Here is a 12,937-nt window from a genome sequence, read left to right as displayed (position 1 = left end):
CGGGTACCTGGGCCGCGACAACCCGGTTCAGCGCCGCACGATCACGACCTCAAGGTACTCGCTGGGCACCACCAGCGACGCACCGCCGATGTTGTTTTCATTGAGCAGCTCCGTCAGGTCATCCTCCAGCGCCCTCGCCGCTTCCGGCTCCAGCGCGGCAAAGGCTTTGTGCACCGGGCCGTACCAGGTACGGAAGACATCGATGAAATGCGAAGCCGAACGATAACGGAAATTGAACAGCTCATGGCTGACCGTCATCGAGCCGATCTCACCACTGAACATTTCCCTCAACTGCGGCTCGTCCCCCCAGCGCGACGGTGGTAACGCCCCGGCAGGTGGCGGGACATGTCGTCCCAAGGTCTTGAACATTTGCCCAACGAAGCCCTGGGGCGTCCAGTTGGCCATGCCGATACGCCCACCAGAACGGCAAACCCTGGCCAGCTCGCGGGCCGCTTGCGCCTGGTTAGGGGCGAACATCACGCCGAACGTTGAGATCACGGCATCGAAGGCACCGTTTCGAAATGGCAAGTCCTCGGCGTCCGCCACCTGGAAGTCCACGCTCAGGTGTTCTGCACGGGCGCGTTCCTCGCCGCGCTTGAGCAGCGCGGGTACATAATCGGTAGACGTCACCTTGCACCCGCGCCGCGCGGCAGCCAGTGTGGCGTTACCGTTACCGGCCGCGACATCCAGCACCTGCTCGTCCCAGCGCAAGTCGCAGGCTTCGGCCAGGCGCTCACCGACAATCTGCAGGGTGGTTCCGATCACGGCATAATCGCCGCTGGCCCAGGCGGCCTGCTGGCGGGTCTTCAACGCATTGAAATCCAGGGATGTGCTCATGGTCCACGCCTACTGTGTAGTGCTCGACCGGACGACTTTGCGGCGGTCGATGCGCCTTGAGTCAGAAAGAATTGAGACCCGCTGAGGGCCATTCACCAGCTAAACCCCACATTCGCTGCGGGGCAAGCAGCACCTGGCTGAATGGCAAGAACGGTTCATTACAACGATGCATCTGTTTAGATGCCCGTTGCAGGGGCTTGCGCTTGCCGAACGTCCCGCTAAGGTTGGCTTCAGGACATCGCAGCCTGGAAAACAAAATCCGTCATGCTAATTGCCCCACCACCCCTCAACGAAGCTGCCCGACTGTGCTTCCTGGACAGCCTGAATATCCTCGACACGCCGGCAGAGGAAAACTTCGACCGCATCACACGGCTGGTCAGCCGCCTGCTCGACGTGCCAATGGCGCTGGTTTCGCTGGTGGACATGAACCGCCAATGGTTCAAGTCACGCCACGGCCTCGATGCGCAACAGACCTCGCGGGATGTCGCTTTCTGCGCCCATGCCCTGCACGCCGATGACATCCTGGTGATCGCCGACGCCAAAACCGACCCACGCTTCGCGGATAACCCGCTGGTGGTCGGTGCCCCGTTCATCCGCTCCTACGCTGGCGTGCCACTGCGCTTTGCCGGCGGGCTGACCGTCGGCACGCTGTGTGCGCTGGACACCCGTCCGAGGCAACTCGGCGAGCAAGACCTGGAGCACCTGCGCGACCTGGCCCGGATCGTCGAGCGTGAGTTGCTGCACCGCAGCCTGGCCATCGACGCGCGTATCGTCGATGAAGCCGAACGCAGCGCCCTGGTGTCCTCGGCCGAGCGCTTCCGCGCGGTCTTCCAGGAGGGCCCTTCGAGCAAGGCCATCATCAGCCTGGAAGGCCGTATCTACGAGCCCAATCGGGAGTTCTGCCAATTGCTGGGCCAGCCGCCCGAGGCATTGGTGCTGCAGACCCTACTGCAGCAAGTGCATGCCGAGGATCGCGAACTGTACACCGCCCTGGTCCATCGCCTGCTGACCGGTGAGCAGGACAACGCCATGCAGACCTTGCGCTTGCACAGCCACGCTCGTGGCGTGGTGTGGGTGGAACTGAGCATGTCGGCGCTGCGCGATGAGCACGGTCTGCCCGCGCAACTGGTGGCTTCGGTGCGCGATATCACCGAGTTGCGCCGCACCCAGTCACGCCTGCAGCAATACCAGGCCTCGCTGGAACAACAAGTGGCCCAGCGCACCGAAGATCTGCAGCGCAGCCAGACCACGCTGCAGGCCATCGCCGACAACCTGCCGGTGTTGATCGCACACATCGACACGGCGCTCAGGTACCGTTTCAACAATGCCTTGTACAAGGAAATCTTCGGCCTGGACCCCGCTCACCTGAAGGGGCGCAAGGTCGCCGAAGTGCTGCCAGAGCATGTCTATGAACACCTGCTCCCATACTTTGGCAAGGCGCTGGCCGGCGAGCGCGTGGAGGCCGACGATGTCCGCTACAACCCGGCCGACCCGCGCATCTGGCACACCAGCTATGTACCCGACGTGCGCCAGGGCAAGGTTGAAGGTTTCTTCGTGATGTCGCTGGATGTGACCGAACGCAAGAAACGCGAAAAATCGCTCTTGGACCAGGCGACCCTCGATCCGCTGACCGGCCTGCCCAATCGTGCGGTGCTGCAGCACGAGCTGACCTACGCGCTGCGCCAGCAGACTGCCTTCGCCCTGTACTTCATCGACCTGGACGGTTTCAAGAAGGTCAACGACGAATGCGGCCATGAAACCGGCGACCTCCTGCTGCAGGCGGCCGCCAGTCGGATGCTGGCGGTCATGCGGGCCGATGATGTGGTTGCCCGTCTGGCTGGAGACGAATTCATCGTCATTGCCCAGTCCGTGGCCAACCAGGCCGCTGCCCGGGATATCGGACGCAAGCTCTGCGACACCCTGGCCAGCCCGTTCCGCCTGGCCGATACGCAGGTCACCATCGGTGCCAGTATTGGCATCTACGTGCGCGGTGCTGGGGGCGGTAGCCACACCCCGGAAGAGGTATTGGCGCGCGCGGACAAGGCGATGTACGAAGCCAAGCGGCTCGGACGCAACCGTTGCAACGTCGCGCCCGACTGACCCTTACTGGGCGGCCTTGGCCCGTGCCGCGTGCAGCTTCTTGTAGCTTTCGATCAAACGCAAGTGGCGGTCGAGGCCTTCGAGCTTCATGCTGGTCGGGGTCAGCCCATGGAAGCGCACGCTGCCGTCCACCGAACCCAGCACCGCGTCCATGCGCGGGTTGCCGAACATGCGACGGAAGTTGACTTCGTAATCCGCCATTTCCAGCTCATCGTCCAGCACGACCTCCAGCACCACGTTCAAGGCCTGGTAGAACAGGCCGCGCTCGACGGTGTTGTCGTTGAACTGCAGGAAGGCCTCCACCAGCTCCTTGGCGTCGTCGAAACGCTGCAAGGCCAGGCAGATCAGCAACTTGAGCTCAAGGATGGTCAACTGGCCCCACACGGTGTTTTCGTCGAACTCGACGCCGATCAGGGTGGTGATGGTGGTGTAGTCATCCACCTCGCAGTTGTCCAGGCGCTTGAGCAGCGCCCGCAGCGCACGGTTGTCGAGGCTGTGCAGGTTGAGGATGTCGGCGCGGAACGCCAGGGCACGGTTGGTGTTGTCCCAGATCAGGTCTTCGACCGGGTAGATCTCCGAGTAGCCCGGCACCAGGATGCGGCAGGCATTGGCGCCGAGGTCATCGTACACCGCCATGTACACTTCCTTGCCCATGTCTTCGAGAATACCGAACAGGGTCTGGGCTTCCTGGACGTTCGAATCCTCGCCGTGCCCGGAGAAGTCCCACTCGACGAACTCGAAATCGGCCTTGGCACTGAAGAAGCGCCACGACACCACGCCGCTGGAGTCGATGAAGTGTTCGACGAAGTTGTTCGGCTCGGTCAGGGCATGGCTTTCGAAGGTTGGCTGCGGCAAGTCGTTCAGCCCTTCGAAACTGCGGCCCTGCAGCAATTCGGTGAGGCTGCGTTCCAGTGCCACTTCGAAGCTCGGGTGGGCGCCGAACGAGGCGAATACGCCACCGGTGCGCGGGTTCATCAGGGTCACGCACATCACCGGGAACTCACCGCCTAGCGACGCATCCTTGACCAGCACCGGGAAGCCCTGCTCTTCCAGCCCCTGGATTCCGGCCAGGATGCCTGGGTACTTGGCCAGCACTTCCTGCGGCACATCCGGCAGCGCCAGTTCGCCTTCGAGGATTTCGCGCTTGACCGCCCGCTCGAAGATCTCGGACAGGCACTGCACCTGGGCTTCGGCCAGGGTATTGCCCGCGCTCATGCCATTGCTAAGGAACAGGTTCTCGATCAGGTTGGACGGGAAATAGACCACTTCACCGTCCGACTGGCGCACGAATGGCAGCGAGCAAATACCGCGCTCGGTATTGCCCGAGTTGGTGTCGTAAAGGTGCGAGCCGCGCAACTCGCCATCGGCGTTGTAGATGTCCAGGCAATACGCGTCGAGGATCTCCACCGGCAGCGCATCCTTTGGCCCTGGCTTGAACCAGCGCTCATTGGGGTAGTGCACGAACGGCGCATTGGCGATTTCCTCGCCCCAGAACTGGTCGTTGTAGAAGAAGTTGCAGTTCAGCCGCTCGATGAACTCGCCCAGCGCCGAAGCCAGCGCAGCCTCCTTGGTCGCACCCTTGCCGTTGGTGAAGCACATCGGCGACTGTGCGTCACGCACATGCAGCGACCACACGTTGGGCACGATGTTGCGCCACGACGCGATCTCGATCTTCATGCCCAACCCCGCCAGGATCGACGACATGTTGGCGATGGTCTGCTCCAGAGGCAGGTCCTTGCCGGCGATGTAAGTGGTGGTGTCGGCCACCGGCATCAGCAGGCCCTGGGCATCGGCGTCGAGGTTGTCGACTTCCTCGATGATGAACTGCGGACCGGTCTGCACCACCTTCTTGACCGTGCAGCGGTCGATGGAGCGCAGGATGCCCTGACGGTCCTTCTCGGAAATGTCCTCGGGCAGCTCGACCTGGATCTTGAAGATCTGGTTGTAGCGGTTTTCCGGGTCGACGATGTTGTTCTGCGAAAGACGGATGTGCTCGGTGGGGATATTGCGTGTCTGGCAGTACAACTTCACGAAGTAAGCCGCGCACAAGGCCGACGACGCCAGGAAGTAGTCGAACGGCCCCGGCGCCGAGCCATCGCCTTTATAGCGGATCGGCTGGTCGGCGATTACCGTGAAGTCGTCGAACTTGGCTTCAAGACGTAGGTTGTCGAGAAAATTGACCTTGATTTCCATGCGGGATTACCGTGATTTAAGCGTGCAAAACGAAATTGGCCGGCATTATCCGGGTTTTCGACCCGGAAGTCCTGTTTGTCTGCACCGGCATCATCGTTGCTGGCTTGCGCATTTCACCGAATTACTTGCCTGATCCTCCTGACCTGCACCCCGCACCAGACCAGCGGTCACCCTCCTGTGCTAGCGTTTCTGGGTCAGGGAACAGTGTATTCCCAGCCCACCCAGAACATGCGACAGCAACCGATGATCAGCAGGTGAACCATGGAACTACGGATCAACCAGAAGACCTATCAGGTCGAGACCGATGCGGACACGCCCTTGCTGTGGGTGATCCGTGACGACCTGGGCCTGACCGGCACCAAGTACGGCTGCGGCCTGGCCCAATGTGGCGCCTGCTCGGTGCTGGTGGACGGCAATGTGGTGCGCGCCTGCGTGACGCCGGTGGCAGGCGTGGTCGGCCGCGAGGTGACCACCATCGAGGCCATCGAAACCGACGAGGTGGGCAAACGCGTGGTGGCTGCCTGGGTCGAGCACCAGGTGGCTCAGTGCGGCTACTGCCAGTCCGGCCAGGTGATGGCTGCCACGGCTCTGCTCAAGCACACCCCGAAACCCAGTGACGAGCAGATCGATGCGGCAATGGTCAACCTGTGCCGCTGCGGCACCTACAACGCCATCCATGCGGCGGTGCATGCGCTGGCCGAAGGGGGTAAGGCGTAATGAACACTCGCATCGACACCCCTGAAGACCTGCTGAAGCTAACGGCGGGCGAAACGGTCAACCTGTCGCGCCGACGCTTCCTGGCCAGCAGCGCGGTAGGCGCGCTGGTCCTGGGCTTCGGCTTGCCACTGGGCTCGGCCCGGATCCAGGCCGCAACCGCTGCCCCCGAAGCGCGCGGCACCCAGGTTCCGGCATTTCTGGAAATCCGCCCGGACAGCACCGTGCGCCTGCTGTGCCCATTCATGGAAGGCGGCCAGGGCATCTACACCGCCATGGCGCAGATCGTCGGCGAAGAACTGGATGCCGACCCCGCCACCTTCGTGCTCGACAGTGCACCGCCCGGCGAAACCTATGTGGTGATGGAAAACGGCATGCGCATTACCGGTGGCAGCATGTCGGTGCGCATGAGCTACCCGACCATGCGCCGCCTCGGCGCCCTGGCCCGGGCCATGCTCCTGCAAGCCGCCGCTCAACAGCTGGGCGTGCCGGTCGGCGAGCTGTCCACCGAGCCTGGCAAAGTCGTCCATGCCGCATCTGGCCGTTCGCTGGCCTACGGTGAGCTGGCAGGGCGCGCCATGGACCTGCCGGTGCCGGACCCTGCCAGCATCAAGCTGCGCGACCCCAGTCAGTTCCGTTGGATCGGCAAACCGGTGCGCCGGGTCGATGCCTATGACAAGTCCACCGGCAAGGCGCTGTATACCATCGATATCAAGGTCGACGACATGCTCCACGCCGCCGTGCAACATGCGCCACGCTTGGGCATGACCGTCGGCAACCTGCGCAACGAGGACCAGGTCAAGGCCATGAAAGGCGTGCATTCGGTGCACCGCCTGCCTGGCGCCGTTGCGGTGGTGGCCGAGCGCTGGTGGCACGCCAAGCGTGCGGTCGAGGCCCTTCAGGTCGACTGGCAAGAACCTGCCGCCGACTCAAAAGTGCGGGCCATGCCGGCCGACTTCTCCAGCGACGCCTACCGCGACCACCTGGCTGCCCAGCAAGGACCGGCCCGTGATGACGAGGTAGAGGGAGACGTGGCCAAGGTACTGGCCGAAGCCAAGACCACGGTCGAGGCCACCTACCACAACCAGTACCTGAACCATGCCCAATTGGAGCCGCCGTCGGCCATCGCACGCTTCAACCCGGATGGCTCGCTGGAAGTCTGGCTACCCAACCAGGCGCCGGACATGTTCCGCGACGACATCGCCAAGCGCACCGGCCTGGACCCGGCACGCATCACCCTGCACTCACCGCTGCTGGGTGGCTTCTTCGGGCGACACTTCCTGTACGACTCGGCCAACCCCTACCCACAGGCCATCGCGCTGGCCAAGGCGGTCGGCCGACCGGTCAAGCTCATCTGGAGTCGCGAGGAAGAGTTCCTGCGCGACGTGCATCGGCCCATGGCGGTGGTCAAGTTTCGCGCCGCGCTGGATGCCGAAGGCCTGCCAGTCGCCATCGAGGCCGTCAGTGCCACCGAGGGTCCAACCGAGGCGCTGGCCGGCAAGCAGGGCGAGAAGATCGACCCTACCGCGCTGGAAGGGCTGTCCGGCAAGGCCTATGCCATTGCCAACAAGCGCATTGCGCAGATCTATGTGAAAGGTCCGGTGATGCTTGGCTACTGGCGCTCGGTGGGCAATTCGCTGAACGATTTCTTCTACGAGGCATTTCTCGACGAATTGGCCGACAAAGGCGGCAAGGACCCGTTCGAACTGCGCCTGCAGTTGCTCAAAGGTAACCCACGGCTGACCCAACTGCTACAGGCTGTCGGTGAGCTTTCCGGCGGCTGGAAGCGCGGCCCGTTCACCGCCGAAGATGGCAGCAAGCGCGCCCGTGGCGTGGCCATGGCCTCTCCGTTCGGCTCCGAGGCAGCGGTCATCGCCGAGGTCTCCATCGAGAATGGCCAGGTCAAGGTGCACGACATCTGGCAGGCCATCGACCCTGGTAGCATCGTCAACCCGGCGATCATCGAAGCGCAGGTCAACGGTGCAGTGGCCCTGGGGCTGTCTCAGGCGCTGCTTGAGGAAGCGGTGTACGTCGACGGCAAGCCCAAGGCGCGCAACTACGACTTGTACCCGATCCTGCCACCGTCGCGGATGGCAAACGTGCATGTGCGGATCGTGGAAAGCGGCGCGAAGATGGGCGGCATCGGCGAACCACCACTGCCGGCAGTCGCCCCGGCTGTGGCCAACGCCGTGGCGCGGCTGACCGGCCAGCGCATTCGCAGCATGCCCCTTAGCCGTTACACCTTCAGCTGACCGAGCAAGGATTGCCCATGACCCAAAGCCGTTTCGCAAGCACCGCAGGCTGGCTCGCGCTGCCCTGCCTGGTGGCGGCAGGCCTGCTGGCCTGGTATGTCAGCCGCGAGCCCGCCTCGCCGTTCCAGAACCAGCCCATCACCCAACATGAACCGTCGCTCATCAGCCGCGGCGAGTACGTGGCCAGGCTCAGCGACTGCGTGGCCTGCCACAGCTTGCCTGGGCAGGCTCCCTTCGCAGGCGGACTGGAAATGGCCACCCCGCTGGGTGCCATCCATGCCACCAACATCACCCCCGACCGCGCTACCGGCATCGGCAACTACAGCCTTGCCGACTTCGACCGCGCCGTGCGCCACGGGGTCGCGCCGGGTGGACGCAGGCTCTACCCGGCCATGCCCTACCCCTCCTACGCCAAGCTCAGTGACGACGATGTGCGTGCGCTGTACGCCTTCTTCATGAAAGGCGTGCAACCGGCCAACCAGCCCAACCTCCCTGGCGAGATTCCCTGGCCGCTGAACCTGCGTTGGCCGATTGCGCTGTGGAACGGGCTGTTCGCCCCCGACATGCCCTATGCGGAAAAACCCGCACAGGATGCCCAGTGGAACCGCGGCGCCTACATCGTCCAGGGTCCGGGCCATTGCGGCAGTTGCCACACCCCACGGGGCCTGGCGTTCAACGAAAAAGCCCTGGACGAGGCTGGCGACACGTTCCTGTCCGGCGCCCTGCTCGATGGCTGGTATGCGCCAAGCCTGCGTGCTGACCCGAACACTGGCCTGGGGCGCTGGAGCGAGGCCGACATCGTGCAGTTCCTCAAGACCGGTCGCAACCAACACACGGTTGTGTTCGGCTCGATGACCGAGGCCTTCAACAACTCCACCCAGTTCATGAATGACCAGGACCTGGCAGCGATCGCCCATTACCTGGCGTCGTTGCCTGGCGACCCGCAACGTGACGGCACGCCGTGGCAGTACCAGGCCGTCGCTGCCGACGCCCAGCCGGACACGCCAGGCGCGCACACCTACATTACCCGCTGCGCCGCCTGCCATGGCCTGGACGGCAAAGGCCAGAAAGAGTGGATGCCACCGCTGGCTGGCGCCACGTCGGCGCTGGCCAAGGAGCAAGCATCGGCAATCAATATCACCCTCAATGGCTCGCAGCGGGTGGTCACGGCCGGGCTGCCGGATGCCTATCGCATGCCGGCGTTCCGCGAACAGCTATCCGACCAGGAGATTGCCGAAGTATTGAGCTATATCCGCACCACCTGGGGCAACCATGGCGGCGCGGTCGATGCCCCGGCAGTGGCCAAGCTGCGCGGGCACACCGACCCAGCCAGTAGCAGCCCGATCATTCTGCATATGCGTTGAACAGGATTGACCGATGGAAAGTATCGACCTGCTGGTCCTACGCACCGCCCGAGACTGGCTGCAAGCCGGCGAGTCCGTGCTGCTTGCCACGGTGGCTCGGACCTGGGGCTCGTCGCCCAGGCCCGTCGGCTCGATGATGGCCCTGCGCAACGACGGTCGAGTGGTTGGCAGCGTTTCCGGTGGCTGTATCGAGGACGACCTCATTCATCGCCACACCACCGCCTATGGCGGCAGCGGAATTGCGCAACGAAGCCCGCAAGTGCTGCGCTACGGCGTCAGCGCCGATGAAGCTCATCGCTTCGGCCTGCCGTGTGGCGGCACCTTGGAACTGATCCTGGAGGCCAACCCAGCATGGCGCAGCCTGGATCAACTTTTGGTCCAGCTCGACGCCGGCAACCTGGTACAGCGCACGCTGGAAGTTGGCACTGGCGAGGCTCGGCTGAACGTTACCGATACGCCGGTCCCGTTCAGCTTCGACGGCCAACGCATGGTCAATACCTTGGGGCCAGGCTACCGCCTGCTGCTGATAGGCGCTGGTGTGCTGGCCGAATACCTGGCCACCATGGCTTTATTCAATGGCTTCAAGGTGTCGGTCTGTGACCCGCGCCCGGAGTACATGGATGGCTGGAACGTTGCCGGTGTCGAGAAGCTCGTCGGCATGCCGGATGACGTGGTGCGCGCCTACGCCGCCGACATGCGTACCGCCATCGTTGGCCTGAGCCACGACCCCAAGCTCGACGACCTGGCCCTGCTCGAAGCCCTGCGAGGCCCGGCGTTCTATATCGGCGTTATCGGATCGCGGCGCAACAATGAGCTGCGCCGCGCGCGTTTGATCGAACACTTCGGCGAGAGCGAAACCTCGCTGCAGCGCCTGCACGGCCCCATCGGCATCTACATCGGCAGCAAGACCCCGGCCGAAATCGCCGTCAGCGTCATGGCCGAGTTGCTCGCGGCCAAGAATGGCGTGGTACTGCCTGGTACCCTCGATGTCAGCCAGGCCAAGTACGCCCAAGAGGAGGGCGCGTGACGGCGGGCCTGGCGACCTGCGCAGCACTGGTACTGGCGGCTGGGCGGGCAACGCGCTTTGGCAGCGACAAACGCGTCGCCGCCCTGCCCTCGGGCCAGACACTGCTGGCCGAGACACTCAGGCAAGCGCTTGAGCACTTCGACGAAGTGTTGGTGGTGGTGCGCCCGGGGGATGAGCCACAGCGACTGGGCATCGGGCCAGACGCGAAGCTCGTCTACGCCGCGCACGCCGAAAGCGGCCTGTCAGCCAGCCTGGCCGCCGGCATCCAAGCGCTGCAGGCGTCGCGGGCCCAGGCGGTGGCGATCATGCTTGGGGACATGCCTTGGGTAACAGCGCACACACTGCGACGCCTGCGCGCCGAGGCCAGCGAAACGCATATCGTGATGCCGTTCCACCAGGACGAGCGCGGCCATCCGGTGCTGTTCGGGCGGGCGTTCTGGCCGGCGCTTGAATGCGTGCAGGGTGACCAGGGTGGTCGGCAGGTCATTCTGGACAACCGGCATGCCTGGCGCAGGGTGGACGTGGAAGATTCCGGCGTCTTGCGGGATGTCGATACCCCGACTGATTTGCTCGGTTAGGGTCAGAAGGGGCCGCGGTGCTGGCCATCGTGGGCCAGCCTCCTTCAGGGTTGCGCCGCGTTCTTCTGCTGTTTTTTCCAGCGCTCGAGGTTTTGCTCAAGCCATTGCGCCGGCAGCGGCCCATCGACGATCGCTTTCATTTTCTGCGCCAGCTGTTGCCGAAGCAGAGGCTGGTTGCACGGCGATTGATGTGACAGCGCCAGATACAGCCCCTCGCTGGCCACCGGTGGCTCCAACACCTTCAGTAGCGGGTCCATGCCCAGCGTACGCGCCAGCGCCATGCCGGGGTATTGCTCGTAGACCACATAGTCGTTGCGCTTGTGCAGCAGTTTCTCGAAGGCTTGCCTGGCGCTGGGCACCGCTTCGAGGTTCAGGTGTGCCTTGGCGTAGTCGTCGAACTGCTGGCCATGGCTGTTGCTGACCAAGGTCCCGCCCTTGAGTCCTTGCAGGTCAGCCCACCCCTGATAGGCAAAGACGCTGTCCTGGCGCACCCAGACCACGCTGGGCGTATGCAGGAACGCCGGCATCACGAAATCCATCACCTGTTGCCGCGCCTGGGTCAGGAAGTAGCCTGCCATGAGGTCGATACGGCCAGTGCGTACTTCCTCCTGCGCCCGGGACCAAGGCCCGGTATACAACACCTGTACCTCCAGGCCCAGGCTTCTGCCCAGGTGCAGGAGCAGGTCGGCATTGGCGCCGATCAGCTGCCGTGGATTGTCCGGGTCACGCCACAGGTAAGGCGGATACTCGGGATTACCTGTTGCAGTGAGATAATGGCAGTCTCGCGCCGCCAGTGCCGTCTTTGGTAGCACCGCCAGGACGCAGACCAGCAGAATCGCCAGGCAAGGACCACGCTCATCCATGTACGACCCTCGGCACGGTTGGCATTCGACGGCCAGACATGAATGCCATCGCTGCCATGGTTCAATGGCAGCGATGGCATCGCAAGCCGCTCGCATCAGACAGTCTGGACCATCGACGGCCAGCTGCCAGGCCGCTTTTGGCATCACAGGTAAAAGCCACGAGCGGCTATCCGATGAACCATCCAATCGCACAACAGGGCCGATGCCGTGGGCGCGTGCTCCTGTCAGAGATGGCGAGTGATACCGCCATCGACCTTGATGTTCTGCCCGGTGATGTAAGCGGCACCCTCCCCGGCCAGGAAGGCAATGGTCGCTGCAATTTCCTCGCAGGTACCGTAGCGCTTGAGCGGTACGCTGTCGCGGCGCTGCTCGGTGGCGGGCAGACTGTCGATCCAGCCTGGCAAGACATTGTTCATGCGGATGTTATCGCCGGCGTAGGTATCGGCGAAAATCTTGGTGAACGCGGCCAGACCTGCGCGGAACACCGCCGAAGTGGGGAACATGTCGCTGGGCTCGAATGCCCAGGCCGTCGAAATATTGATGATCACTCCACCGCCCTGGCGCTGCATGATAGGCGTGACCAGGCGGGACGGACGGATGGCGTTGAGCAGATAGGTGTCCATACCCAGGTGCCAGTCGGCGTCGGAGATTTCCAGGATCGGCGCGCGCGGGCCGTGACCTGCGCTGTTGACCAGCACGTCGACACGGCCCCATTTTTCCGCCACGGCATCGACCAGGCGCTGGAGATCCTCATTCGACTGATTGCTACCGGTCACGCCGACGCCTCCCAGTGCGTTGGCCAACGCCTCACCTTTGCCCGACGATGAGAGGATGCCGACCTTGAAGCCATCCGCTGCCAGACGCCGCGCAGCTGCCGCGCCCATACCACTGCCGCCTGCCGTGATGATCGCTACTTTTTCTATGGACATGTTGCCTCCTCTGGATGGACATCGTGTGAATTGATGTCATCACACTAGCAGCAGAGTCGCCGGTGAGGGAGGCAGCCGAA

The 12,937-nt window shown here is 63.6% G+C and carries 10 protein-coding genes; 6 read left to right on the top strand and 4 right to left on the bottom strand.

The features are described 5' to 3' along the window. Positions 1-27: 27 nt before the first annotated feature. Positions 28-837 carry a class I SAM-dependent methyltransferase gene (locus P3R38_RS11220; RefSeq protein ID WP_023380319.1) on the bottom strand — a complete coding sequence of 270 codons (810 nt, stop codon included), beginning with the start codon at positions 835-837 and terminating at the stop codon, positions 28-30. A 264-nt stretch (positions 838-1,101) separates the two neighbouring features. Here P3R38_RS11220 and P3R38_RS11215 point away from each other — a divergent pair, with 264 nt between their 5' ends. Next, the gene (locus P3R38_RS11215) at positions 1,102-2,937 is read left to right on the top strand and encodes a diguanylate cyclase (RefSeq protein WP_049818814.1); all 1,836 of its coding nucleotides are present in this window, start codon (positions 1,102-1,104) and stop codon (positions 2,935-2,937) included. 3 nt (positions 2,938-2,940) lie between these two features. Here P3R38_RS11215 and P3R38_RS11210 read toward each other — a convergent pair whose 3' ends face one another. Then, positions 2,941-5,130 (bottom strand): OsmC domain/YcaO domain-containing protein, encoded by a 2,190-nt coding sequence (locus P3R38_RS11210; protein ID WP_027907797.1) that lies wholly within the window; start codon positions 5,128-5,130, stop codon positions 2,941-2,943. Between the two features lie 261 nt (positions 5,131-5,391). On the opposite strand from P3R38_RS11210, the gene P3R38_RS11205 reads away from it, so the two are divergent. The 5 genes from P3R38_RS11205 to P3R38_RS11185 are packed head-to-tail and all read left to right on the top strand — an operon-like array spanning position 5,392 to position 11,065. After that, positions 5,392-5,847: a (2Fe-2S)-binding protein gene (locus tag P3R38_RS11205; RefSeq protein ID WP_023380316.1), complete on the top strand. Its 456-nt coding sequence runs from the start codon at positions 5,392-5,394 to the stop codon at positions 5,845-5,847. Continuing rightward, positions 5,847-8,096, top strand: coding sequence for a xanthine dehydrogenase family protein molybdopterin-binding subunit (locus tag P3R38_RS11200; protein ID WP_023380315.1), 2,250 nt, complete (start codon positions 5,847-5,849; stop codon positions 8,094-8,096). Before P3R38_RS11205 ends, P3R38_RS11200 begins: the two co-directional genes overlap by 1 nt. A 17-nt stretch (positions 8,097-8,113) precedes the next feature. Then, entirely contained in the window at positions 8,114-9,460 is a 1,347-nt protein-coding gene (locus P3R38_RS11195; protein ID WP_023380314.1) for a cytochrome c, read from the top strand. 13 nt (positions 9,461-9,473) lie between these two features. Continuing rightward, entirely contained in the window at positions 9,474-10,487 is a 1,014-nt protein-coding gene (locus P3R38_RS11190) for an XdhC family protein (RefSeq protein ID WP_023380313.1), read from the top strand. Next, positions 10,484-11,065 (top strand): nucleotidyltransferase family protein, encoded by a 582-nt coding sequence (locus P3R38_RS11185; RefSeq protein WP_023380312.1) that lies wholly within the window; start codon positions 10,484-10,486, stop codon positions 11,063-11,065. The genes P3R38_RS11190 and P3R38_RS11185 overlap by 4 nt, the downstream gene beginning before the upstream one ends. 44 nt (positions 11,066-11,109) lie before the next feature. Here P3R38_RS11185 and P3R38_RS11180 read toward each other — a convergent pair whose 3' ends face one another. Both P3R38_RS11180 and P3R38_RS11175 read right to left on the bottom strand, forming a co-directional pair. Continuing rightward, on the bottom strand, positions 11,110-11,928 hold the full coding sequence (locus P3R38_RS11180) for a transporter substrate-binding domain-containing protein (RefSeq protein WP_041925654.1): 819 nt from the start codon (positions 11,926-11,928) through the stop codon (positions 11,110-11,112). 224 nt (positions 11,929-12,152) lie between these two features. Then, positions 12,153-12,857, bottom strand: coding sequence for an SDR family oxidoreductase (locus tag P3R38_RS11175; protein ID WP_023380310.1), 705 nt, complete (start codon positions 12,855-12,857; stop codon positions 12,153-12,155). Positions 12,858-12,937 lie beyond the last annotated feature (80 nt).

Origin of the sequence: Pseudomonas sp. NyZ480 (assembly GCF_029537255.1) — a bacterium.
In the GTDB taxonomy this organism is placed as follows: domain Bacteria; phylum Pseudomonadota; class Gammaproteobacteria; order Pseudomonadales; family Pseudomonadaceae; genus Aquipseudomonas; species Aquipseudomonas taiwanensis.
This window is presented reverse-complemented; position numbering and strand designations above follow the sequence as displayed.

Excerpts from the sequence above, each read along its gene's own strand:
- P3R38_RS11200 (WP_023380315.1), top strand. The coding sequence starts at position 5,847 with ATGAACACTCGCATCGACACCCCTGAAGACCTGCTGAAGCTAACGGCG.
- P3R38_RS11195 (WP_023380314.1), top strand. The coding sequence starts at position 8,114 with ATGACCCAAAGCCGTTTCGCAAGCACCGCAGGCTGGCTCGCGCTGCCC.
- P3R38_RS11190 (WP_023380313.1), top strand. The coding sequence starts at position 9,474 with ATGGAAAGTATCGACCTGCTGGTCCTACGCACCGCCCGAGACTGGCTG.
- P3R38_RS11210 (WP_027907797.1), bottom strand. The coding sequence starts at position 5,130 with ATGGAAATCAAGGTCAATTTTCTCGACAACCTACGTCTTGAAGCCAAG.
- P3R38_RS11175 (WP_023380310.1), bottom strand. The coding sequence starts at position 12,857 with ATGTCCATAGAAAAAGTAGCGATCATCACGGCAGGCGGCAGTGGTATG.
- P3R38_RS11205 (WP_023380316.1), top strand. The coding sequence starts at position 5,392 with ATGGAACTACGGATCAACCAGAAGACCTATCAGGTCGAGACCGATGCG.
- P3R38_RS11215 (WP_049818814.1), top strand. The coding sequence starts at position 1,102 with ATGCTAATTGCCCCACCACCCCTCAACGAAGCTGCCCGACTGTGCTTC.
- P3R38_RS11220 (WP_023380319.1), bottom strand. The coding sequence starts at position 837 with ATGAGCACATCCCTGGATTTCAATGCGTTGAAGACCCGCCAGCAGGCC.
- P3R38_RS11180 (WP_041925654.1), bottom strand. The coding sequence starts at position 11,928 with ATGGATGAGCGTGGTCCTTGCCTGGCGATTCTGCTGGTCTGCGTCCTG.